Annotated in this window: 19 protein-coding genes and 1 other RNA gene; 11 read left to right on the forward strand and 9 right to left on the reverse strand. The window is 69.3% G+C overall.

The window, feature by feature from the left end:
• Positions 1–19: 19 nt before the first annotated feature.
• On the forward strand, positions 20–793 hold the full coding sequence (locus tag ACT7B3_RS00055) for a glycosyltransferase family 2 protein (RefSeq protein WP_445156440.1): 774 nt from the start codon (positions 20–22) through the stop codon (positions 791–793).
• On the opposite strand, the gene ACT7B3_RS00060 is transcribed toward ACT7B3_RS00055, so the two are convergent.
• The gene (locus tag ACT7B3_RS00060) at positions 750–1859 is read right to left on the reverse strand and encodes a glycosyltransferase family 9 protein (protein ID WP_445156441.1); all 1110 of its coding nucleotides are present in this window, start codon (positions 1857–1859) and stop codon (positions 750–752) included. The two genes, ACT7B3_RS00055 and ACT7B3_RS00060, sit on opposite strands and share 44 nt — an antisense overlap.
• A gap of 41 nt (positions 1860–1900) precedes the next feature.
• Here ACT7B3_RS00060 and ACT7B3_RS00065 point away from each other — a divergent pair, with 41 nt between their 5' ends.
• Positions 1901–3073 carry a glycosyltransferase family 4 protein gene (locus ACT7B3_RS00065; protein WP_445156442.1) on the forward strand — a complete coding sequence of 391 codons (1173 nt, stop codon included), beginning with the start codon at positions 1901–1903 and terminating at the stop codon, positions 3071–3073.
• Positions 3070–4113, forward strand: a complete 1044-nt coding sequence (locus ACT7B3_RS00070) for a glycosyltransferase family 9 protein (RefSeq protein ID WP_445156443.1) — start codon at positions 3070–3072, stop codon at positions 4111–4113. Before ACT7B3_RS00065 ends, ACT7B3_RS00070 begins: the two co-directional genes overlap by 4 nt.
• On the opposite strand, the gene ACT7B3_RS00075 is transcribed toward ACT7B3_RS00070, so the two are convergent.
• Positions 4065–4799 (reverse strand): 3-deoxy-D-manno-octulosonic acid kinase, encoded by a 735-nt coding sequence (locus ACT7B3_RS00075; protein ID WP_445156444.1) that lies wholly within the window; start codon positions 4797–4799, stop codon positions 4065–4067. The genes ACT7B3_RS00070 and ACT7B3_RS00075 overlap by 49 nt on opposite strands.
• Here ACT7B3_RS00075 and ACT7B3_RS00080 point away from each other — a divergent pair.
• The 3 genes from ACT7B3_RS00080 to waaA are packed head-to-tail and all read left to right on the forward strand — an operon-like array spanning position 4798 to position 8619.
• Positions 4798–5895 carry a glycosyltransferase family 9 protein gene (locus tag ACT7B3_RS00080; RefSeq protein ID WP_445156445.1) on the forward strand — a complete coding sequence of 366 codons (1098 nt, stop codon included), beginning with the start codon at positions 4798–4800 and terminating at the stop codon, positions 5893–5895. The two genes, ACT7B3_RS00075 and ACT7B3_RS00080, sit on opposite strands and share 2 nt — an antisense overlap.
• On the forward strand, positions 5885–7315 hold the full coding sequence (gene hldE / locus ACT7B3_RS00085) for a bifunctional D-glycero-beta-D-manno-heptose-7-phosphate kinase/D-glycero-beta-D-manno-heptose 1-phosphate adenylyltransferase HldE (RefSeq protein WP_445156446.1): 1431 nt from the start codon (positions 5885–5887) through the stop codon (positions 7313–7315). The genes ACT7B3_RS00080 and hldE overlap by 11 nt, the downstream gene beginning before the upstream one ends.
• Entirely contained in the window at positions 7315–8619 is a 1305-nt protein-coding gene (gene waaA / locus ACT7B3_RS00090; RefSeq protein ID WP_445156447.1) for a lipid IV(A) 3-deoxy-D-manno-octulosonic acid transferase, read from the forward strand. The genes hldE and waaA overlap by 1 nt, the downstream gene beginning before the upstream one ends.
• A 15-nt stretch (positions 8620–8634) precedes the next feature.
• On the opposite strand, the gene rpiA is transcribed toward waaA, so the two are convergent.
• On the reverse strand, positions 8635–9309 hold the full coding sequence (gene rpiA / locus ACT7B3_RS00095; protein ID WP_445156448.1) for a ribose-5-phosphate isomerase RpiA: 675 nt from the start codon (positions 9307–9309) through the stop codon (positions 8635–8637).
• A 167-nt stretch (positions 9310–9476) separates the two neighbouring features.
• On the opposite strand from rpiA, the gene ilvA reads away from it, so the two are divergent.
• Entirely contained in the window at positions 9477–10991 is a 1515-nt protein-coding gene (ilvA, locus tag ACT7B3_RS00100) for a threonine ammonia-lyase, biosynthetic (protein ID WP_444678863.1), read from the forward strand.
• Positions 10992–11362: 371 nt separating this feature from the next.
• Here the strand turns inward: ilvA and ACT7B3_RS00105 are convergent, their stop codons facing one another.
• The 3 genes from ACT7B3_RS00105 to ACT7B3_RS00115 all read right to left on the reverse strand — a co-directional run bounded on the left by ACT7B3_RS00105 (position 11363) and on the right by ACT7B3_RS00115 (position 12596).
• Entirely contained in the window at positions 11363–11971 is a 609-nt protein-coding gene (locus ACT7B3_RS00105) for a 5-formyltetrahydrofolate cyclo-ligase (RefSeq protein ID WP_444679418.1), read from the reverse strand.
• 82 nt (positions 11972–12053) lie between these two features.
• A non-coding RNA gene (gene ssrS, locus ACT7B3_RS00110) (6S RNA) lies at positions 12054–12239 on the reverse strand.
• 36 nt (positions 12240–12275) lie between these two features.
• Positions 12276–12596 carry a cell division protein ZapA gene (locus ACT7B3_RS00115; protein ID WP_444678862.1) on the reverse strand — a complete coding sequence of 107 codons (321 nt, stop codon included), beginning with the start codon at positions 12594–12596 and terminating at the stop codon, positions 12276–12278.
• A gap of 153 nt (positions 12597–12749) precedes the next feature.
• Between ACT7B3_RS00115 and ACT7B3_RS00120 the strand changes: the two genes are divergently transcribed.
• The 4 genes from ACT7B3_RS00120 to ACT7B3_RS00135 all read left to right on the forward strand — a co-directional run bounded on the left by ACT7B3_RS00120 (position 12750) and on the right by ACT7B3_RS00135 (position 17261).
• Positions 12750–13325, forward strand: a complete 576-nt coding sequence (locus ACT7B3_RS00120; RefSeq protein ID WP_445156449.1) for a UPF0149 family protein — start codon at positions 12750–12752, stop codon at positions 13323–13325.
• A gap of 32 nt (positions 13326–13357) precedes the next feature.
• A complete protein-coding gene (gene pepP / locus ACT7B3_RS00125) occupies positions 13358–14692 on the forward strand; it encodes a Xaa-Pro aminopeptidase (RefSeq protein WP_445156450.1) in 1335 nt (444 codons plus the stop codon).
• 76 nt (positions 14693–14768) lie between these two features.
• A complete protein-coding gene (ubiH, locus tag ACT7B3_RS00130; protein WP_445156451.1) occupies positions 14769–15977 on the forward strand; it encodes a 2-octaprenyl-6-methoxyphenyl hydroxylase in 1209 nt (402 codons plus the stop codon).
• Positions 15978–16031: 54 nt separating this feature from the next.
• Positions 16032–17261, forward strand: coding sequence for a UbiH/UbiF/VisC/COQ6 family ubiquinone biosynthesis hydroxylase (locus ACT7B3_RS00135; RefSeq protein ID WP_445156452.1), 1230 nt, complete (start codon positions 16032–16034; stop codon positions 17259–17261).
• 81 nt (positions 17262–17342) lie between these two features.
• Here ACT7B3_RS00135 and ACT7B3_RS00140 read toward each other — a convergent pair whose 3' ends face one another.
• The 3 genes from ACT7B3_RS00140 to gpmI form a co-directional block, all read right to left on the reverse strand.
• On the reverse strand, positions 17343–18641 hold the full coding sequence (locus ACT7B3_RS00140) for a S41 family peptidase (RefSeq protein ID WP_445156453.1): 1299 nt from the start codon (positions 18639–18641) through the stop codon (positions 17343–17345).
• 69 nt (positions 18642–18710) lie between these two features.
• Entirely contained in the window at positions 18711–19880 is a 1170-nt protein-coding gene (locus tag ACT7B3_RS00145; RefSeq protein ID WP_445156454.1) for a murein hydrolase activator EnvC family protein, read from the reverse strand.
• A gap of 22 nt (positions 19881–19902) precedes the next feature.
• Positions 19903–21471, reverse strand: coding sequence for a 2,3-bisphosphoglycerate-independent phosphoglycerate mutase (gene gpmI / locus ACT7B3_RS00150; protein ID WP_445156455.1), 1569 nt, complete (start codon positions 21469–21471; stop codon positions 19903–19905).
• Between the last annotated feature and the right edge of the window lie 261 nt (positions 21472–21732).

Here is a 21732-nt window from a genome sequence, read left to right on the forward strand (position 1 = left end):
CTGGAAGGAAGGACGTCCCATGAGCGTGGCCGCGGTTCTGATCGTCAAGAACGAAGAAGCCAACCTGCGTGCCTGCCTGGAGACGCTGCGCTGGGCAGACGAGATCGTGGTGCTGGATGCCGGCAGCGAGGACGCCAGCTGCGAGATCGCCCGTGAATACACCGACAAGGTGGCGGTGAACGCCGATTGGCAGGGCTTCGGCGTGCAGCGCCAGCGTGCCGAAGCCCTGGTCGAGAGCGACTGGATCCTGATGGTCGATGCCGACGAGCGGGTCACCCCTGAACTGCGCGACAGCATTCGGGCGGCGATGGCAGGCGAGCCGGCCATCCATACCCTGGCGCGCCTCTCGTGGTGTTTCGGCGACTTCATTCGCCACTCCGGCTGGTACCCCGATCGGGTCGCCAGGCTCTACCCCCGGGGCAAGGCGGGCTACGATGCCGCCCTGGTCCACGAGAAGCTGCAGAACCCCGCGGGGCTGCCGGTCAAGCTGCTGCAGGGCGACCTGCTGCACTACACCTATCGCGACCTGCGCCATTACCTCGAGAAATCGGCCCATTATGCCCAGGCCTGGGCCGAGCAGCGCGCTGCGCGCGGCAAGCGTGGCAGCCTGTCGGCCGGGGTCGTGCACGGGCTTGGCTGCTTCCTGCGCATGTACCTGCTGCGCGCCGGCTTCCTCGATGGCCGCCAGGGGCTGCTGCTGGCCCTGCTATCGGCCCACTCCACCTTCGCCAAGTATGCCGACCTGTGGATCAGGACGCGGACGTCTCCGCCGCCCGATGACTCAGCAGCGTGACGATCGCCGCCGCCGCGGCGTCGAGATCGATCGCCGCCATGTCGCTGTCGGCGGCGCCGTCGGGCGGGCTGAAGGCAAGGCGGCGCGAGGCCTCGTTGCAGGTCTGCCAGCGCAGCGCCGTGGCCGAGCGGCGGGCCGGGTAGAACCCTGCTGTGGGGCGGTTCAGGCAGGCGGCGACATGCAGCGGTCCGGTGGAGCCGGCGATGAACAGGTCGGCGCAGGCCAGGGTCAGGGCGAAGTCGGCCAGGCCTGGGCGTGGCGGCAGCACCTGCGCCTGCAGGCCTTCGGCGCACAGCATGGCGCACAACTGCTGCGCGGCCGGGGCCTCGCCGGGGCCGGCGGTCAGCAGCCAGTGGGGGCGTGGCGCGTCGGGTGCCAGGCCCTGCTCCACGGCGACGGCCAGCGCGGCATAGCGGTCGGGCGCAAGATTGACCGCCGAGCCGCCGCTGCCGGCGTGGAGGAACAGCCAGGGACGCGACGCCGCAATGCCCAGCTCGGCGGCAAGCGCCTCGCGCCTGGCCGCCCGGGTACCGGGCGGCAGCGGCCAGAAGGGCGGCGCCGGGCGCGGGGCTGGCGTTCCCCCCAGGACGGCGACCAGGGCCTCGGCCAGCTCGATGTTGTAAAGGTATTCCGGCTGCGCGGAGCGTGACCTGCGCTGCACGATGCGATGGTTGTAGAATAGCTGCGCCCACTTGGTGGCGGGCGCCAGTCGATGGCGGATGCCGGCACGCCAGCCCAGCCAGCCGATGCGCGGCGTGGAGAAGAGCGTCAGCATGGCCGTGAAGCGTGCGCTGCGCAGCTCGGCGAGCAGCTCGCGCTGGGCGCGCCTGCCGGCGTCGGGGCCGGGGTCGAGGATGACCTCGTCGATCCACGGGCAGCAGCGGGCCAGCGGCGCCGTATAGCTCGGCACCAGCACGCTGAGCCGTGCTTCGGGCAGGGCGGCCTTGAGGCAGGCCAGGGCCGGCCAGGCGAGCATGAAGTCGCCGAGCTTGTCGTTGCGTACCACCAGGATGCGCAGCGGCGAATCCACGGCGTGGCCAGCGGCCACGGGGGAAGATGATGTCATCTGGGCTCCCGAGCCCCGGTTGACCGACGAAGGAGACAGCCTTGGCGAACAAGGTCATGCACCTCTGCCTCTCGGACGGCTGGGGCGGACTCGAAATGTATCCAGCGCGGATTATACCCGAGCTACGGCGCCAGGGGTGGGAGCCCCACGGCCTGGCGCTGGCCGGTTCCCGGGTGGCGGAGAGCCTGGCGTCGGCCGGTATCGAACCGCTGACGCTGCCTTCGCGGGCGCGCGCGCTCTTGCAGGCGGGCCAGGTGCTGGCTTACCTCAAGCGCCATGGCATCGGCGTGCTGCACTGCCACAAATCCAGCGACCTGCGCCTGGGGGCGCTGCTGGCGACCCTGCGGCCGAGCCTCAAGCTGTTCTTTACCGACCACATGGGCGTGACCCGGCCAAAGAAGGACCTCTACCATCGCTGGGCCTACGGCCGCGTCACGCGGCTCTTCTCGATCAGCGACGCCACGCGGGCGCGCAACCTGGCGGCCTTCCCCCTGCCGCCCGAGCGCATCCGCCGCCTCTACCTGGGCATCGACCTTGCCCCCTATGCCCCACGGCTCGATGACGCGGCGCGGGGCGTGCTGCGCCGTGCGCTCGGCACGGCGCCCGGCGAGGTGGCGATCGGCCTGCCCGGGCGGCTGACCGACGGCAAGGGCCACGAGGTGTGGCTGGAAGGGCTGGCCAGGCTGGGCGAGCTGGCCCCGGCGCTCGCCTGGCATGGCGTGCTGATCGGCGGCCTGACGGCCCGCGAGGGCAGCGACGAAGCCTACGTGGCGCGGCTGCGCCAGCGGGTAACGGCGCTGGGGCTGGAAGATCGCGTCACCTTCGCCGGGTTTCGCTCCGACCTGCCGCGCCTGTTCGAGGCCCTGGACATCGTCTGCGTGCCCTCGCGCAACGAAGCCTTCGGCCTCACCGTGGTCGAGGCCATGGCCGCCGGCAAGGCGGTTGTGGGCGCCGACAGCGGGGCGATACCCGAGCTGCTCGATGCCGGCTGCGGGCGGCTTGCCGCGCCGCAGTCACCGCAGGACTGGGCCCAGGCCATGGCGGAACTCGGCCAGGACGCGGCCCTGCGCGAGCGCCTCGGCCAGGCCGCCAGGCAGCGCGCCGAGGCGAGCTTCGGCATCGCCGGCCATGTGCAGGCCCTGGTCGAGGAATATGCCGGGCGGCACGATGCGGGGCGCGAGGATGGGACAACGAACGCTGGGGCGGACACATGAAGGCTTGGACGGATAAATGCGCCTACCTGAATCGGCGCGGGCGACAGTGGCTGGAAAGCGCGTCGTCGAGCGAGGTCGGGCGCATCCTGGTGATACGCCAGTGCGCCTTTGGCGACTACATGGCCACGCGGCCCTTCCTCGTCGAGCTGCGCCGCCTGTTCCCCCAGGCACACATCACCCTGGCCACGGTCAGCACCTACCGCTACGCCGTGCCGGAAGACCTCATCGACGAACTCTTCGTCCAGGATACCCAGGGCAGCCTTGGCGAGCAGTGGCGCTCGCTGCGCGCCCTGCCGGGCTACGACGTGCTCTTCGACCTGGCCGATACGGCTCGCTCGCGCCTGCTGACCTTCATGGCCACGGCCTCGATCAAGTTCGGCTTTCCCTATCGCTCCTTGTCGAATCGCCTGCTCTACGATGTTGGCCTGCGGCGCTCGAACTACCACTACGAGGCCGAGATACTGCTCGACTTCCTCAAGGTGATGGGGCACAAGCCCCGCTATCCGCTGGATTTCGCCCTGCCTGTCCACCTTGGGGCCGAGGCCGAGCCGACCATCGCCTATTTCCCCTTCGCCTCGGCCATGGACAAGTCGCTCTCCCTGGACGCCTGGCGTGGGCTGATCGCAGCGGCGGCGCATGAGCTTCCCGGCTACCGGCACGTCCTGCTGGAAGGCCATAAGCCGGAAGAGAACGGGGCGTTCCTGGCCGAGGTGGTGGCGCAGCACGCCAATGTCGCCATCCAGCCGCGCATGGCGCTGGACCGCCTGGCCGAGTGGATGACCCACGTTTCGGTGCTGGTGTGTGGCGATACCGGCGTGCGCAACCTGGCGCTCGCCACCCACACGCCGACCCTGGGCATCTTCTTTCGCACGCTGCCCTACCGCTATTGGCCACGCTACGAGAACTGCCACGAGGCCGTCTTCCATCGCGACGGCTCGATGCCGGGCAAGGCCGAGATCCTCCACGGCCTCGAAGATTTGCTGCTGCGGTGCTATTCCGAGCGCGGCGCGGCGCGCCGGCCGGAAGGCGGCGAATCATAGCCACGCCGGATCGCCGCCATGTGCTCGGCCGCGCCGAACTTGGCCAGCGAGCGCTCGAGGCGCGCCAGGTTGGCCTCGCGCCAGGTGCCGGGGGAACGCAGCCGGCAGCGGTCGAGGTCGATCAGCCAGACCTGGCCCTCTGCGTCGACGAGAATATTGCGTGCATTGAGGTCGACATGGTCGAGCCCGGCAGCATGGAAGCGCCGGAGGGTGGCGCCGACCCGTTCGAGCAGCGCCGGCTCGACGTCGGCCAGGCGTTCCGCCAGCGCCCGGGCGGCGCGAATGCGCACCGTGATCAAGGTCGCCGTGTAACCCAGGCCACCGCGAGTGACACCGGCGGCGACAGGCCGCGGTACCGGGAGCCCGAGCTCGTGGAGATGCGCGGTAAGCCGGAACTCACGGAAGGCGCGGGTGCGCTCGAGGCCGGTCCACAGGTAGCCGGCCTCGTTCAGCCTCGCCACCAGGCCGCCGCGGCGGTAGGGGCGCAGCACCCATTGCTCGCGCCCAGCATCGAGAAACAGGCTGCTGCCGCGCCCGGGGGCTTCGCCGACCACACGCCCGGCCTGGTGCCAGTGGGCGGGGTCGAACAGCAACGGGGCGATTTGTGGCGCCGGCTCGGCGTCACATACACTGTCCGCATCATATAGAATGTACGTCTTACCCGTCTGACATGTTGCCAAGTGCATGAAGCATCCTCTGCCCGCCCAACCGCGCCATATCGCCGTGCTGCGACTCTCTGCCCTCGGCGACGTCTGCAACCTGGTGCCCACTGTGCGCGCCTTGCAGCGCCAGTGGCCCGAGGCACGCATCACCTGGATCATCGGCAAGGCGGAACACAGTCTACTGGCCGGTCTCTCGGGGGTCGAGTTCGTGGTCTACGACAAGGCCTCGGGGGTTGCCGGGATGCGCCGGCTGTGGCGCGAGCTGGCCGACGTTCGCTTCGACGTGCTGCTGCACATGCAGCAGGCGCTGCGTGCCAGCGTGCTCTCGCTGGGGCTCAAGGCCAAGGTGCGGGTGGGCTACGACAAGGCACGGGCCAAGGATGCCCAGCACTGGTTCACCCAGCATCAGCTGGCGCCGCACCCGCGCGCCCACGTGCTGGAGTCGTTCCTCGACTTTGCCCGCCTGCTGGGCGTGGAGGACCTCTCGCTGGAGTGGAACCTGCCGATACCCGAGGCGGCCCGCGAGGAAGCCGTCGCGCTGACCGGCGACTCGGCCTACCTGCTGACGAGCCCCTGCGCCAACCCGCGGCTGCGCAATTTCCGCAACTGGTCGGCCGAAGGCTACGCCGCGGTGATCGAACACGCCTGGACCCAGTACGGGTTGAAGACGGTGTTGACCGGCGGCGGCAGCACCCAGGAGCGCGAGATGGGCGAGCGCATCGCTGCGCTCACGAGCCCGGGCACGGTGATCGATGCGATCGGCGCCACCTCGCTCAAGGGGCTGCTGGCGCTGATCGCCGGTGCCCGGGCGGTGATCGCCCCCGACTCGGGCCCCGTGCATATGGCCAACGCCATGGGCACGCCGGTCGTCGGGCTCTACGCCACCACCAACCCCGATCGCGCGGCACCCTATCTGTGGCGGGATTACGTGGTCAATCGTTACCCCGATGCGGTGCGCCATTACCTGCACCATGAGCCCGATGCCATCCCCTGGGGCCAGCGCGTTCGCCACGCCGACGCCATGTCCTTGATTCGCATCGACGATGTCGTACAACGGCTCGACGCGCTGCTGGCGCGCCCCGCCCCCCGCAAGGAAGAGGAAGAATCCGATGAAGCTTGACCTGACCGCCCTGGAGCAGGCCTGTGTCCTGGTGGTGGGCGACGTCATGCTCGACCGCTACTGGCACGGCGCCACCTCGCGTATCTCGCCGGAAGCGCCGGTGCCGGTGGTGCGGGTGGAGGAGTGCGAGGACCGCCCCGGCGGAGCGGCCAACGTGGCGCTCAACATCGCCTCACTGGGTGCGCATGCGGGCCTGAGCGGCATGGTGGGCGACGATGACAACGCCCGCCGGCTGGCCAGCCGCCTGGAGGCGGCCGGCGTCGATACCTATTTCGAGAGCAGCCCGGGCATTCCCACCATCACCAAGCTGCGCGTGATGAGCCGCAACCAGCAGCTGATCCGGCTCGACTTCGAGGACGGCCTCGACGAGCTCGATACGAGGGGGCTGCTGGCACGGGTCGCACAGGGGCTGCCGAGCTGCCATCTGGTGATCCTGTCCGACTACGGCAAGGGCACCCTCAATCGGGTCGAGGAGCTGATCGCGCTGGTGCGCGGCGCCGGCAAGCGCGTGCTGATCGACCCCAAGGGCAACGACTTCGCCAAGTACCGCGGTGCCAGCGTGATCACCCCCAACCTGGCCGAATTCGAGGCCGTGGTGGGCCGCTGCCGCGACGACGCCGAGCTGGCCGCCAAGGGCGCGGCGCTGTGCGCCGAGCTCGAGCTCGAGGCGCTGCTGATCACCCGCAGCGAGAAGGGCATGACGCTGATCCGCACCGGCCACGAGCCGCTGCACCTGCCGACCCGGGCGCGGGAGGTGTTCGATGTCACCGGGGCCGGCGACACCGTGATCGGCGTGCTGGGGCTGGCATTGGCCGCCGGCCACGGCTTCCCCGAGGCCATGACCCTGGCCAACCTGGCGGCCGGGCTGGTGGTGGCCAAGCCGGGTACCGCCACGCTTTCCATCGCCGAGCTCTACACCGCCGTGCATGGCGACAAGCTGGCCGAGTTCGGTGTCATCGAGGAAGCGCCGCTGGTCGAGGCGGTGCGCGCCGCCCAGCTGCGCGGTGAACGGGTGGTGATGACCAACGGCTGCTTCGACATCCTGCACGCCGGCCACGTGGCCTACCTGGAGCATGCTCGCCGGCTCGGCGATCGGCTGATCGTGGCGGTCAACGACGATGCCTCCATCGCCCGGCTGAAGGGCCCCAAGCGGCCGATCAACCCGCTGGCGCGGCGCATGCAGGTGCTGGCCGGGCTCGGCGCGGTGGACTGGGTGGTGCCGTTCAGCGAGGATACCCCGCAGCGCCTGATCGAGGCGGTGCTGCCCGATGTGCTGGTCAAGGGCGGCGACTATCGCGTCGAGGAGATCGCCGGGGGTGAGGCGGTGCGCGCCGCCGGCGGCGAGGTGAAGGTGCTGGGCTTCGAGGACGGCGTCTCCACCACCGCCATGATCGCCACCATCCTCGACCGCGAGAGCTGATGGCCGGGGCGCCGCCGCGCTGGCCCCGCTGGCTCTATTCGGCGGCGCTCTATGCACTCGCCCCCTTGGTGTGGTGGCGGGTGTGGCGTGAGCATGCGCTTACTAACCGCCGCCGCGAGCGGCTCGGCCTGATTCCCCCGCCGGCCGATGACCGGCCCCGGCTGTGGCTGCACTGCGCCTCGGTGGGCGAGGTGCTGGCCGCCCGTTCGCTGATCGAAGCGCTGCTCGAGCGCTATCCGCGGCACCGGCTGGTGGTAACCACCATGACCGCCACCGGTGCGGCGCGGGCGCATGCGCTGATCGAGGCGCAGCGCCAGGTCGGCGACCCCCAGCGGCTGCAGCATTTCTTCCTGCCCCTCGACTTTCCCGGCGCCGCCCGGCGCTTCGTCGCCCGCCTGCGCCCGGAACTTGCGATCTTCTTCGAGACCGAGCTGTGGCCCAACCTGCTGGCGGCCTGCCGCCGCCGGGGGGTGCCTACGGCGGTGGTCAACGGGCGGCTTTCGCCCCGGGCGTTCCATGGCTACCGGCGCCTGCGCCCGCTGATGTCGCAGGTGCTGGGCCGGCTCGACTGGCTGGCGGCCAAGTCGCGTGAGGACGCCAAGCGCTTCCTGGCGCTGGGCATGGCCGCCGACCGCACCGAGGTGGTCGGTTCGCTCAAGTACGACCTTCGCGTCGATGCCGAGAGCGTGGCGGCGAGCCAGCGGCTATGCACCCGGCTGGGCGCGAGCCCAGTGTGGGTGGCGGGCTCCACCCACCCCGGCGAGGACGAGCAGCTGCTGCAGGCCCATGCGCGCCTGCGCCAGCACTACCCCACTGCGCTGCTGATATTGGTGCCGCGCCACCCGCAGCGCTTCGACGCGGTGGCCGCCCTGTGCCAGCAGCGCGACATGGGATTGGCGCGGCGCTCGCGCCAGGAGTGGCCCGATGCGCGCACCGCGGTCTACCTGGGCGACACCATGGGCGAACTGATGGTGCTCTACGGCGCCGCCGACCTGGCCTTCGTCGGCGGCAGCCTGGTGCCGGTGGGGGGGCACAACCTGCTGGAGCCGGCCGCCATGGGCGTGCCGGTACTGAGCGGGCCGGAGCTGGCCAATTTCGCCGACGTGGCCGAGACGCTGCGCCAGGGCGGCGCCTTGATTGAGGTGGCGGACAGCGAGGCACTGGCCGACACCCTGATCACTCTGTTCATCGACGAGGCCGAACGGCATCGCCTGGCTGACGCCGGGCTGGCCGTGGTGGCGGCCAACCGCGGTGCCCTAGAGCGCACCCTGAGCGGCCTGTCGCGGCTGCTACCGGGTAAGTAAGCGCCCGCTAACGTCTCAGGCCGGGGTCAGCCGTTCCACGCCCTGCTCGGTGCCTAGCAGCAGGATGTCGGCGCCGCGGGCGGCGAACAGGCCGTTGGTCACCACGCCGACGATGGCGTTGATCCGAGCCTCCATCGCCACCGGATCGGCGATCATGAAGTCGTAGCAGTCGAGGATCTGGTTGCCGTTGTCGGTCACCACGCCTTCACGGTAGACCGGGTCCGCACCCAGCTTGACTAGCTCGCGCGCCACGTAGGAGCGCGCCATGGGGATTACCTCCACCGGCAGCGGGAAGGCGCCGAGCCGCTCGACCCGCTTGGAACCGTCGGCGATGCAGATGAAACGCTCGGCACAGGCGGCCACGATCTTCTCGCGGGTGAGTGCTGCGCCGCCGCCCTTGATCATATGCAAGTGAGCGTTCACTTCGTCGGCGCCGTCGATATAGTAAGGCACCGTACCCACATGGTTGAGCTCGAAAACCTCGATGCCATGGCCCCGCAGACGCTCGGCGCTGGCCTCGGAGCTGGCCACGGCGCCTTTGAAGTCGTCGCGCAGCCGGGCCAGCTGGTCGATGAACCGATTGGCGGTGGAGCCGGTGCCGATGCCGAGCACGGTGCCACGCTCGAGCCATGGTTCGATTTCTGCAATGGCGGCGGCGGCCACGGCGTCCTTCAGTTCATCCTGGGTCATTGTCATGCTCGCTGTCAGTGGGGGCGAAGGCGCCCATTATAGGTCAGCCCGGCCGCGTTGCCGACGCGGCGGCTGGACGGCGGCGGCGCCGAAATGCTACCAATAGGGGTTTGCCGCAGTTCAGCAGAGGCTGCCCCCTCCCGCGCCACCCCCCTTGGAAGACCAGGATGCTCGAAGCCACCGTCAAGAAGATCCTTCAGGCCCGCGTCTACGAAGCCGCCTGCGAAACGCCCATCTCTCCAGCCCCCTTCCTGTCACGGCGCTTCAACAATCAGATCCTGATCAAGCGCGAGGACCTGCAGCCGGTCTACTCGTTCAAGATTCGCGGCGCCTACAACAAGATGGCTCAGCTCAGCGAAGCGCAGAAGGCCAAGGGCGTAATTGCCGCTTCAGCCGGCAACCACGCCCAGGGGCTGGCCATGGCGGCCAAGCAGATGGGCGTCAAGGCGGTGATCGTCATGCCGCGCATCACGCCGGAAATCAAGGTCCAGGCGGTGCGCGCCCGGGGTGCCAAGGTGGTGCTCAAGGGCGACGCCTTCGATGCGGCGGCCGAGCACGCCCAGGAGCTGATCGCCGAGCATGGCTACACCTACATTCCCCCCTTCGACGACATCGACGTCATCGCCGGCCAGGGCACCGTGGCGATGGAGATCCTGCATCAGCACAGCGGCCCGCTCGATGCCATCTTCGTGCCGGTGGGCGGCGGCGGGCTGATCGCCGGGGTAGCGGCTTACGTCAAGTACCTGCGCCCGGACATCAAGGTCATCGGCGTGGAAGCCGAGGACAGCGCCTGCCTCAAGGCGGCGCTGGCCGCCGGCAAGCGCGTCACCCTCGACCAGGTCGGTGTGTTCGCCGAAGGCGTGGCGGTGGCCCAGATCGGCAAGGTGCCGTTCAAGATCCTGCGCGGGCTGGTCGATGAGGTGATCACCGTCAACGCCGACGAGATGTGCGCGGCGGTCAAGGACATCTTCGACGACACCCGGGCAGTGTCGGAGACGTCCGGCGCGCTGTCGCTGGCCGGGCTAAAGAAATACATCCAGCAGACCGGGGTCGAAGGGCAGACGCTGCTGTGCATCAATTCGGGGGCCAACACCAACTTCGACCGCCTGCAGCACATCGCCGAGCGCACCGAGCTGGGCGAGCAGCGCGAGGCGATTCTGGCGGTGACCATCCCCGAGCGCCCCGGCAGCTTCAAGAAGTTCTGCCGCACCATCGGCAAGCGCATGGTGACCGAGTTCAACTACCGCTACGCCGACCCGGAGGCCGCGCACATTTTCGTCGGCGTGCAGGTCAAGCCGGACGGCGAGGACCGCCAGCTGATGATTGAAAAACTGCGCGAGGCGGGCTACCCGGTGGTCGACCTCACCGACAACGAGCTGGCCAAGCTGCATATCCGCCACCTCGGCGGCGGGCGCCCCAAGGAGCACTTCGACGAAGAGGTCTACCGCTTCGAGTTTCCCGAGCGCCCCGGTGCGCTGATGAATTTCCTCACCCACCTGCCCCAGGACTGGAATATCTCGCTGTTTCACTACCGTAACCATGGCGCCGCCTTCGGTCGCGTGCTGGTTGGCATGCAGGTGCCCAACGGGGACCGTAGCCACGTCGAGGAGTACTTCGACGAGATCGGCTACCGTTACTGGAAGGAGTCGGACAACGACGCCTACCGGCTGTTCATGGCCTGATCCGAGAGACTGAAACGTCTAGTTACATTGGCTTACGTCAAAAGGAAGAAATGGCTTAGGTTTCATCTTGTAATCCTCCGCTGTAACGGTTGTCAGCCTACTGGCGGAGGCCCTATAGTCTGCGCTGTCGTGGTACCTCCGCGGCTATTTACTTACTGCGGACGTCTGGGAGCAGGTATGAAACGAAAGCCCGATCTGATCATGGCACTGGTGCTGGCCTTCGTCGTCGGCGTGGTGGTAACCGGCTACGCCCAAGCGGTAACGGGAAGCTGACCGGCAAGCAGTGCCATGGCCAGATAGACAAAACCGGCCGATGCCTTCGCATCGGCCGGTTTTTTTATGCCGGTGCCTCTCTCGCTGTGCCCCGTCGGTTAGCTGGGCCGCAGCACCCGAGCATCGCTGGCGATGATGTCCAGCGGCACGTCCCAAGGGGCGTCCGGCAGGCGCGGCACGCGCTGGCACTCGTGGGCCAGCCCGATCAGCGTCGGACGAGGGCCGGGGCGCCGGGTGAAGGCCAGGCTGCGATCATAGAAGCCGCCGCCCATGCCCATGCGCTGGCCGCGTTCGTCGAATCCCACCAGCGGCAGCAGGATCAGGTCGAGTGCCCAGGCCGGCAGGCGCCGGGCGCGGTGGGCGCCATGCCGGGTCTGCGGTTCGGGTATGCCGAAGCGGTTGCGCCGCATGGGCGTGCCGGCATGGTAGTGCACGAACCAGAGCGTATTCACCGACAGCGGCTTGAGCACCGGCAGGTAGATGCGAGCCTGGCGGCGGTTCAGCCAGTCGATCAGCGGGCGGGGGTCGATCTCGCCATCGTTGGGCAGGTAGAGGGCCACTCGGCGGGCGCGCTGCACCTCGGGGAGCTGGCGCAGTTGGCGACACAGCCGGCGCGCGGCGTCGCGCTGCTGGCGCGCGCTCAGCGCACGGCGGCGGCGGCGCAGCGTCTGGCGCAGCGCTTGGCGCTCAGCGGGTGAAACGGGCATCGGTGTGGAGAAGGAGGCGGGCTCAGGAGCCGTGCTGTCGAGCGGAAGGCTATCGGAATCGTGCGGGTCGTTCATAGCGGTAGAGTTCCCCAGAGTGCCGCTGTCATTCTGGCCCTTGAACCCTTGGTTCAAGGTGGGTGGCCGCAGCCGAACCGTCAGGCTTTCCGACGCACGGACATGCACACGGGTCCGGCTAGCGAATGGCCGCCCTGGGTATTGCTCATAGGCTCGAGGGACTTTAAACGACTGGCCAACACCCCAGGGAACACTTTCATCCTATCAAAGCTGGTCGGTGCGTCCAATCTCATTCGGCAGGAAGATGGGCGGGACCGGCGGCGGAGCTCAAGGCGCGCTCCAACTTTTCGCTCAGCCGACTGAGGTCCTGCTCCTGGCTGCGGCGCTCTTCGAGCACCTCGAGCAGCTCATGGGCGATGTTCAGCGCGGCCATGAGGGCCACGCGCTCGGTACCGAGCAGGCTGTTCTGGGAGTGGATGCCTTGCATGGCGCGGTCGAGATAGCGAGCGGCGCGATCGAGCTTGCGCTCCTGGCCCGGGCTGCAGGCGAACAGGTACTGGCGCCCCAGCAGGGTCACCTCGGCGGTGGGCCGGGCGGTGTTGTCGCTCATGAAGGGCTCCGGTGTCGGCGTGGCGGCCCGATGCGTTAACATCCTTGGATCCGCAAGACGGTTCATCTGGCCATTCACTATACGAGAGGCTTTTGCAGGCGGTCAACGCGCTCAGGCCCGGCCGGGTGCCTCCCCACCGACATAGGAAGCCCCATGTCAGCGAACACCGAACGCCCCGATTTTTCCACCCTCGCCGACCTCTTCCTGCTTCACGGCAGCATGCAGTCGCCGGCCTTCCTCGACGGCCGGCTGTGCGCCGAGCTGGCCCTGCACGACCTGCCCGCCGACGCCTGGCTGGAAACGGTCTGCCTTGGGCTTGGGATCGAACAGCCGCGCAGCCGGGAGAGCGCCGAGACGCTGCTAACCTGGCGCCGAGGGACGCTCGATGCCCTGGCCGACAGCACGCTCAACTACGAGCCGCTGCTGCCCGACGACCTCTTCTCGCTGGCCGAGCGGGCCCGCGGTCTGCAGGAGTGGACGCTGGGGTTTCTCGAGGTGCTCGAAGATGCCGGCGACACGCCGCGCCAGGGCTGGTCGCCCGCGCTGCGCGAGGCTATCGACGACCTGGCCGGCCTCGCCGCCATGGAGACCGATCTCGAGGAGAGCCCCGAAAACGAGGACGACCTGTTTGCCCTGACCGAGCATGTGCGCATGGCCGCCATGCTGCTCTACACCGAACAGCACCCGGGCCAGCCCCAGGTGGAGCCCGGCGAACCGACTCGTCACTGATCCCGCCACGCCCAAACACGCCAGGAGGCGCCATGCTGCCCGACCCTCTGCCCCGCCCCGCCCCGATCCCACCCGACGAGTACCGTGCCCGCCGCGCCGCGCTGATGGCGCGGCTGCCGGCCGACAGCGCGGTGTTACTGCTGGGTGCCAACCTTGCCACTCGCTCGCGTGACAGCGACTACCCCTTTCGCCAGCACAGCGACCTGCACTATCTGAGCGGCTTTCCCGAGCCCGATGCGCTGCTGCTGCTGCTGCCGGGGCGCAGCGAAGGTGAAAGCGTGCTGTTCTGCCAGGACCGCGACCCGGCCCTGGAGGCCTGGACCGGCATCCGCCTGGGGGCGGAAGGTGCCGTGCGGGAACATGGCGTGGACCAGGCCTTCGAGAACGCCGAGCGGGACGCGCGGCTCGAGGCGCTGCTCGATGGCCGCACCACGCTCTATCTGCTGCTCGACGACGAAGCCGCCCTGGCCCTGGCCGAGGAGGTGCGTGCCCGGCTGGCGGCGCGGCAGCGCCGCGGGGCCCGGCCGCCGCGCAGCTTCGCCGACCTGGCCCCGCTGCTGCACGAGCAGCGGCTGATCAAGAGCGAGCGGGAGCTCGCCCTGATGCGGCATGCCGCCGAGATTTCGGCCCGCGCCCATGTGCGCGCCATGCGCACCGCCCGCCCCGGCCTTGCGGAATATCACCTGCAGGCGGAACTGGAGCATGAGTTTCGCTGGCACGGCGGCAGCGGCCCGGCCTATGCCTCCATCGTGGGTGGCGGCGCCAATGCCTGTGTGCTGCACTACATCGAGAATGACAAGCCGTTACGTGACGGTGAGCTGGTGCTGGTTGATGCCGGTGCCGAATTCGACCTCTACGCTGGCGACATCACCCGCACCTTCCCCGTCAACGGGCGCTTCAGCGACGCCCAGCGCAGCCTCTACGCGCTGGTGCTGGAAGCCCAGGAGCACGCCGTCGATGCCGTGCGCCCCGGCGTCACCCTGAGCGAAATCCACGACGGTGTGGTGCACGACCTGACCGCAGGCCTGATTCGCCTGGGGCTTCTCGAAGGCGACGTGCAGGCACGCATCGAGGACGAAAGCTACAAGCGCTTCTACCTGCACTCCACCTCGCACTGGTTGGGGCTCGACGTCCACGACGTCGGCGACTACCGCCGCGAGGGCAACCCTAGGCCGCTGGAGCCTGGCATGGTGCTGACCATCGAGCCCGGGCTCTACCTGCCCGACGCCGAGGATATCCCCGAGGCATTTCGCGGCATCGGTATCCGAATCGAGGATGACGTGGCGGTCACGGCGCAGGGTGGCGAGGTGCTGACGGCCGGCGTGCCCAAGCGGATCGAGGATATCGAGGCACTAATGGCGGATTAATGATCACTTCAGGGCAAGTGAGGCAAGATATGTTATGTATTTTACGTAAAATTATCCGTAATACGGGTGGGCGCCCATGACCGCCACGCAGCGAAGCGTCGATATTGCGATTGTCGGTGGTGGCCTGGTGGGTGCGAGCCTGGCCTGTGCGCTGGCACCTGCCTTGGAGCGGCACGGGCTGAGCGTGGCGGTGGTCGAGGCCGCCCCCATGCTCGACGCGGCCAAGGCGCCCTGGCAGCCCAGCTTCGATGCTCGCTCCAGCGCCATCGCCCAGGGGTCCGCCCAGCGCTTCCGCGACATGGGGCTGTGGTCGGCGCTGGAACCCCAGGCCGCGCCCATTCGGTTGATCCATGTCAGCGAGAAAGGCCGGCTTGGCGTGACGCGGCTGACGGCGGAAGAGCTCGACCAGCCGGCGCTGGGCTACGTGATTCCCAACGCCTGGATGGGGCGGGTGCTCCACCAGCGACTGCAGACGCTGCCGGTGGCCTGGCACTGCCCGGCCAGGGTGCAGCGCATCGAGCCGGTGGCGGCCGGGTATCGACTCGCCCTCTCCGACGGCTGTACGCTGCAGGCGGGGTTGACCGTGCTGGCCGACGGGGGGCGCTCCTCGCTCAAGGAGCAGCTGGGCATCGCCAGCGACGAAACCCCCTACGACCAGGTCGCCGTGATCGCCAACGTAGAGGTGAGCCGGCCCCACGAGGGCATCGCCTACGAGCGCTTCACTCGCGAAGGGCCCATCGCCCTGCTGCCGCTCAAGGGCCAGCAGATGGCGCTGATCTGGACCCACGCCCAGGGGCGCGAGCGCGCCAGGCTGGCGCTTGGCGATGGCGACTTCCTCAGCGCCCTGCAGCACGCCTTTGGCGAGCGCGCCGGGCGTTTTCGCCGGGTCAGCGAGCGCCACGCCTACCCGCTGACCCTGGTCACGGCGAAGGAAACCATTCGCCCGGGGCTGGCGGTGCTGGGCAATGCCGCCCACTCGCTGCACCCGGTGGCTGGCCAGGGCTTCAACCTGGCGCTGCGCGGGGTCACCGACCTGGTGGCCGCGCTGGAGCAGGCCCTCGGCCATGGCGAGCCGCTGGGCGGCATGCTGACGCTGCGCGATTTCGAGGCGCGCCGTATCGTCGACCGCCACCAGGTGATTCGCTTCAGCGACGGCCTGGTGCGCCTGTTCGGCATCGACAACGCGCTGCTTTCCCACGCCCGGGCAGCGGGCCTGGTCGGGCTCAACCTGTTCGGTCCGCTGCGGCGGGGCCTGGCGCGGCGTGCCATGGGGCTGGAACGCTGATCGGGAGCGGTCGCCACGCCGTGAACGCCGTAAATGGAAGAGGTAATGCAAGGCATGACACAGCTACGTTTCGAGGTGATCGTGGTCGGTGGCGGCATGGTGGGCGCGGCGCTGGCCTGCCTGCTGGGTCAGGCCGGCGTGCAGGTGGCGCTGGTCGATGCGCGCCCGGCGCCGCTGGATGCCGACCAGGTAGGCCAGGGGCTGCCGGCACCGCGGGTCAGTGCGCTGACGCCGGTGTCCCAGCGCTTGCTTGAAGGGCTCGGCGTGTGGCCCTGGATGCAGGCGCGGCGCGTGACTCCCTACCGCGGCATGCAGGTGTGGGATGCCGAGGGCAGCGGTGAGGTGGCCTTCTCCGCAGAGCAGGCCGGCGTGGCGGTGCTTGGGCACATCGTCGAGAACGACGTACTGCTGGCGGCGCTGGAGCGGCGCCTGGCCGAGCTGCCGAGCGTACAGCTGCTGTTCGGCGCCCGAGTGAACGGGCTTGGCGCCGCCCCGGCGGGGCGCGAGGTGATGCTGGAGGATGGACGGCGGCTGACGGGCGAGCTGGTGGTGGCGGCCGACGGTGCGCTGTCGCCGCTGCGTGAGATGGCGGAAATCGAGGTCACGGCGCGCGACACCGGCCATACGGCGCTAGTCACCACGGTACGCACGGCGCGACCACATGGGGGCGTGGCACGCCAGGTCTTCCTGCCGCGCGGGCCGCTGGCGTTCCTGCCGCTGACCGTTGCCGGCGATGACCACTACTGCTCGATCGTGTGGTCGACTGCACCCGAGGAGGCCGCCCGCCTACAGAAGCTGACGCCCCAGGCGCTGGGCATGGCGCTGGCGCAGGCCTTCGAGGCGCGGCTGGGCGACGTCGAGGTAAAGGATCGCACCCTCTGCGTACCGCTGACCCAGCGCCATGCGGCGCGCTACGTGCTGCCGGGCTTCGCCCTGGTGGGCGATGCGGCGCACAGCATCCACCCGCTGGCGGGCCAGGGGGTGAATCTCGGGCTGATGGACGTGGCGGTGCTGGCCGAGGAGCTGCTGAATGCGCGGCGGCGCGGTATTGCGCTCGGCGAGGTACGCATGCTGGAGCGCTACATGCGTCGCCGTCGCGGTGACAACGCCGCCATGCTGGCGCTGATGGACGGCTTCAGGCTGCTGTTCGGCACCCGTCATCCGGCCGTGACTCTGGTGCGCAATCTCGGCCTGTCCGGCGTCGATCGGCTGGTGCCGATCAAGCGGCTGCTGATGCGCCAGGCCATCGGCGAGCGAGGCCGGCTGCCGGCCTCGTGTCGCTGAGCGGAAACTGCTGTGTAAAGACGTGCCGGGAAAGGCGTGCTGTGAACGCGCGGGCGGCAGGCAGGTCGCGGAACGGGGCGCTCAGCGCGTGCGCTGGCCGACCACGTTGAGCGCCTTGAGCAGGTTGAGCGCCTCGCTGAGCTGGTAGTCCTCGCGCAGGCGCTCGGCCATCTCGCGGCGCAGGCGCGGCTCGTCGCGCGAGCGCAGGTGGCCTTCCAGGTCGGCCTCGCGCAGCTGGCGCCCGGTTTCCGTCACCTCGACCCGACCATGCACCACGGCCACATCCGGCTCGATGCCGAGCGCCTGGATCGAGCGCCCGTTGGGGGTGAAATAGAGCGCGGTGGTCAGCTTGAGCCCCTCGCCGTTGCCCAGCGGCATCACCTGCTGCACCGAGCCCTTGCCGAAGCTTTCCGTACCCATGATCACCGCACGCCGCTGGTCCTGCAGCGCGCCGGCGACGATTTCCGCCGCCGAAGCGCTGCCGCCGTTGATCAGCACCACCAGCGGGACGTCGGGGGCGGCGGTCTCGCGACTGGCCGAGAAGCGCATTTGGGTGTCGGGCAGCCGCCCTTCGGTGTAGACCACCAGCCCGCCTTCGAGGAAGGCGTCGGCCACGGCCACGGCGGCCTGCAGCACGCCGCCCGGGTTGTTGCGCAGGTCGAGCACCAGGCCGCGCAGCGGGCCTTCGCGCTCCAGGCGGCGAATGGCATTGGTGACCTGGTCGCCGGTGCGGTTCTGGAACTGGCTGATGCGCAGGTAGCCGTAGCCGGTTTCCAACAGCTCGCTGCGTACGCTTTCGGTGCGAATCACCTCGCGCACCAGGTTGAGGGTGCGCGGGGCATCCTCGCCGCGGCGCTGGATCGTCATGCGGATCGTGCTGCCCGGCTCGCCGCGCATCAGGGTCACCGCCTCCTGCAGCGAGAGCCGCTCGGTGGAGGTGTCGTCGATGCTCAGGATGGTGTCGCGCGCCTGCAGCCCGGCACGCGAGGCCGGGGTGTCGTCGATGGGGGTGATGATCGTCAGCTGGCCGTTCTCCAGCCCCACCTCGATGCCGATGCCGCCGAAGGCGCCGTCGGTGGTCTCGCGCAGGCTGCGGAATTCGTCGCGGTCGAGGTAGGCCGAGTGGGGATCGAGCTCGCTGAGCATGCCGCGCATGGCGTTGCGCAGCAGGGTGCGATCGTCCACGTCGTTCACATAGGCGCGCTTGATGCGCTCGAACACCTCGGCGAAGGTCTGGATGTCCTCCAGCGGCAGCTCATCGGCTACCGGCGTGGCCAGGGCCGGCGGTGCGGCAAGCGACAGGCTAAGCATGGCGGCCGGCACAAGCGCCGCCAGCAGGCGTCGGGGGGCGAGAAAAGGGCTGGCGGGGCGAGAAGACATGCGAACTCCCGATGACGAGGCGAGGCTGACCAGCATAGCCCCTGGCTGCAGGCTTGTGAATGTCTGGTATCAGCGGCGCGCGATCCAGCCCTGGGGATCGATGGGATCGCCGTTGCGCCGGACCTCGAAGTAAAGGGCGGGGGTCGTGTGGCCGCCGCTGTTGCCGACCGTGCCGATCACCTGGCCGCGGGTGACCGCCTGGCCGACCTGCGTGCTGAACTGCTGCAGGTGGGCGTGCAGCGTCATCACGTTGTCGCCGTGGTCGAGAATCAGCAGGTTGCCGAAGCCGCGCATCCAGTCGGCGAAGACCACCCGCCCGGCGTGCACTGCCGTCACCGGCGTGCCGGCGCCGGCCTGGATCAGGATGCCGTTGCGATGCACACCGTCGCCGCGCCGGAACGTGGAGGCCACGCTGCCCTGTACCGGCCACGGCAGGTCGCCGCGGGTCTGTTCGATGGCGGTGGACGGCGGCGGACGCTGCATCCGGGCAAGCTCTTCCTGAACCCGCTTCAGCAGGCGTTCGGCTTCGTCACGGTCGCGGTTCAGGCCGGCCAGGCGCGCCTGCTCGTCGCTGTAGCGTCGGCCAAGCTCGGCCAGGATGCGCTCGCGCTCGGCCAGCCGCGCGGCCAGCTCGCTGCTGCGCTGTGCCAGGTCGTCGGCCAGCTGGTCGAGCCGTTCGCCGCGCTGGTGCAGCTGGCGGCGGTTGTCGGCCAGCTCGGCATCCAGCCTGGCAAGCTCGTCGAGGCGTTCATTGCGGGCCCGGGCCAGGTAGTTGAGGTAGGTCTGCAGGCGGTCGAGCCGTGCCGGATCGTCCTGGTTGAGCAGCAGCTTGAGCTGGGGCGAGAGCCCCAGCCGGTAGAGGGCGTCCAACTGGACGTTGAGTGCCTCGACCTGGTCGGCGCGCTCGGCCTCGAGGGCCGTGCGCACCGCCTCCAGCTGCGCTACCTCGGCATTGAGCTGCTGGCGCTCCTGCTGGATCGCATCGAGTCGCTGGTGCGTCTCGCCCAGCGCCGTCTCCACCTGGCGCAGCTCGCGGGTGGCCTCGTCCTGGGCCTCGCGGGTGGTGCCCAGCCGCCGGGTGGCGGCCTGGATTTCGCTGCCGATGGCGTCCAGCCGGGCGCGGGCCTCGCGTTCGCTGGGCTGCGCCGCCAGCGGAGCCGCTACCGCCACGAGCAGCCCCAGCAGCACGACCCGCAGGGAACCGCGTCGAGACGGGAGAAGCGTCCGAGGGCGCGTCATGGCGAGCGGGGCGTGTGCGGGATCATGCGTTCTCGATCAGCACCCGTCCGGTCATCTCCTCCGGAATCGGCTGCTGCATCATGGTCAGCAGCGTCGGGGCGATGTCGCACAGGCGGCCATCGTCGAGCAGCCGTACCTCGCCAGGGCCAACGTAGATCAGCGGCACTTCGAAGGTGGTGTGGGCGGTCTGGGTCACGCCGGTGGCGGGGTCGACCATCTGCTCGGCATTGCCGTGATCGGCGGTGATCAGGCAGGCGCCGCCGGCGCGCTCGATCGCCTCCACCACGCGCCCGACGCAGGTGTCGACAGCCTCGATGGCCTGTACCGCGGCGTCGAACACGCCGGTGTGGCCGACCATGTCGCCGTTGGCGTAGTTGCAGATGATCAGGTCGTAGTGGCCTGAGTCGATCGCCTCCACCAGCCGGTCGGTCACCTCGTGAGCGCTCATCTCCGGTTTTTCGTCGTAGGTCTTCACGTCCTGCGGCGAGGGCACCAGGATGCGCGTCTCGCCCTGATATTCGGCCTCGCGCCCGCCGGAGAAGAAAAAGGTGACGTGGGCGTACTTCTCGGTCTCGGCGATGCGCAGCTGGGTCAGGCCGCGGCTTTCCATCACTTCGCCCAGGGTGTTGTGCAGGTCGGCCGGCGGAAAGGCCGCCGGGGCGGGAATGTCGGCGGCGTATTGGGTCAGGGTGACCAGGCTGCCGCCGGCCAGCGCCGGACGGACGCGACGCTCAAAGCCATCGAAGCCGTCGTCGACGAAGGCGCGACTCAGCTCGCGGGCGCGGTCGGCGCGGAAGTTCATGAACAGTGCGGCGTCGCCGTCGGCGATGGCCACCGGCCCCGCCTCGGCCTGAATCGCGGTGGCGGCGACGAACTCGTCGTTCTCGCCGCGTTCATAGGCGGCACGCAGCCCCTCTTCGGCGCTGGTGGCGTCGAAGTCGCCGACCCCTTCGGTGAGCAGGCGGTAGGCCTTCTCGACGCGATCCCAGCGGTTGTCGCGGTCCATGGCGAAATAGCGGCCGATGATCGAGGCGACGAAGCCGTTATCGGCGCCGACCAGCTCGGAGAGCCGGGCGTTGGTGCGCTCGATGGAGGGCAGGGCGCTGCGCGGCGGCATGTCGCGGCCGTCGAGGAAGCCGTGCACGTAGATGCGCTGGGCGCCGCGACGGGCGGCCAGTTCGGCCATGGCCAGGATGTGGTCCTCGTGGCTGTGCACGCCGCCGGGTGACAGCAGCCCGAGCAGGTGCACCGCCTTGCCGGCCGCCACGGCGGCATCGATGGCGTCGGTCAGCACGGGGTTGATGTCGAGATCGCCGTCCTCGATCGCCTTGGAGATGCGCGTGAGCTCCTGGTACACGACCCGGCCTGCCCCCAGGTTCATGTGCCCCACCTCGGAGTTGCCCATCTGCCCTTCAGGCAGGCCGACGTACTTGCCGTCGGTGTGCAGCAGGGCGTGGGGGTGCGTCTGCCACAGGCGATCCATGTTCGGCGTGCGCGCCGCGGCCACGGCATTGTGGGTGGGCTCGGGGTTGTGGCCGTAGCCGTCGAGAATAATCAGGGCGACGGGACGGGGGATGTTCGGGGTCGTCATGGGGGCCTCGTGTGCATTGTTGACGCGCTCACGCTCCGTCCGGGAGCCTTTCGCGGCGGCTGTCCTGGCGGAGCGGCGGCGGGGACAGGCTCCTGGGCGAGGGGGGTCGCGACTTGTTTCGGCATGCGGCATCATAACGCACGGCACGGTCGAGCGTCATGGTCAAGCGTTATGCGCGGGAGCATGCCGCCCGACGGCCTGGCTTGGTGTATACTCACCGCCTTCTGGACTGACCCATCACGTATTCCGTCAAGAGTGTTC

The sequence above is a fragment of the Halomonas sp. E14 genome (genome assembly GCF_052568415.1).

Bases quoted from the DNA above. Each gene is read 5' to 3' on its own strand.
- ACT7B3_RS00115 (WP_444678862.1), bottom strand. From the start codon at position 12,596: ATGAGCGACAACACCGCCCGGCCCACCGCCGAGGTGACCCTGCTGGGG.
- ACT7B3_RS00070 (WP_445156443.1), top strand. From the start codon at position 3,070: ATGAAGGCTTGGACGGATAAATGCGCCTACCTGAATCGGCGCGGGCGA.
- ilvA (WP_444678863.1), top strand. From the start codon at position 9,477: ATGCTCGAAGCCACCGTCAAGAAGATCCTTCAGGCCCGCGTCTACGAA.
- gpmI (WP_445156455.1), bottom strand. From the start codon at position 21,471: ATGACGACCCCGAACATCCCCCGTCCCGTCGCCCTGATTATTCTCGAC.
- ACT7B3_RS00055 (WP_445156440.1), top strand. From the start codon at position 20: ATGAGCGTGGCCGCGGTTCTGATCGTCAAGAACGAAGAAGCCAACCTG.
- ACT7B3_RS00060 (WP_445156441.1), bottom strand. From the start codon at position 1,859: ATGACATCATCTTCCCCCGTGGCCGCTGGCCACGCCGTGGATTCGCCG.
- pepP (WP_445156450.1), top strand. From the start codon at position 13,358: ATGCTGCCCGACCCTCTGCCCCGCCCCGCCCCGATCCCACCCGACGAG.
- rpiA (WP_445156448.1), bottom strand. From the start codon at position 9,309: ATGACCCAGGATGAACTGAAGGACGCCGTGGCCGCCGCCGCCATTGCA.
- ACT7B3_RS00140 (WP_445156453.1), bottom strand. From the start codon at position 18,641: ATGTCTTCTCGCCCCGCCAGCCCTTTTCTCGCCCCCCGACGCCTGCTG.
- waaA (WP_445156447.1), top strand. From the start codon at position 7,315: ATGGCCGGGGCGCCGCCGCGCTGGCCCCGCTGGCTCTATTCGGCGGCG.
- ACT7B3_RS00075 (WP_445156444.1), bottom strand. From the start codon at position 4,799: ATGCACTTGGCAACATGTCAGACGGGTAAGACGTACATTCTATATGAT.
- ubiH (WP_445156451.1), top strand. From the start codon at position 14,769: ATGACCGCCACGCAGCGAAGCGTCGATATTGCGATTGTCGGTGGTGGC.
- ACT7B3_RS00145 (WP_445156454.1), bottom strand. From the start codon at position 19,880: ATGACGCGCCCTCGGACGCTTCTCCCGTCTCGACGCGGTTCCCTGCGG.
- ACT7B3_RS00080 (WP_445156445.1), top strand. From the start codon at position 4,798: ATGAAGCATCCTCTGCCCGCCCAACCGCGCCATATCGCCGTGCTGCGA.
- ACT7B3_RS00105 (WP_444679418.1), bottom strand. From the start codon at position 11,971: ATGCCCGTTTCACCCGCTGAGCGCCAAGCGCTGCGCCAGACGCTGCGC.
- ACT7B3_RS00135 (WP_445156452.1), top strand. From the start codon at position 16,032: ATGACACAGCTACGTTTCGAGGTGATCGTGGTCGGTGGCGGCATGGTG.
- hldE (WP_445156446.1), top strand. From the start codon at position 5,885: ATGAAGCTTGACCTGACCGCCCTGGAGCAGGCCTGTGTCCTGGTGGTG.
- ACT7B3_RS00120 (WP_445156449.1), top strand. From the start codon at position 12,750: ATGTCAGCGAACACCGAACGCCCCGATTTTTCCACCCTCGCCGACCTC.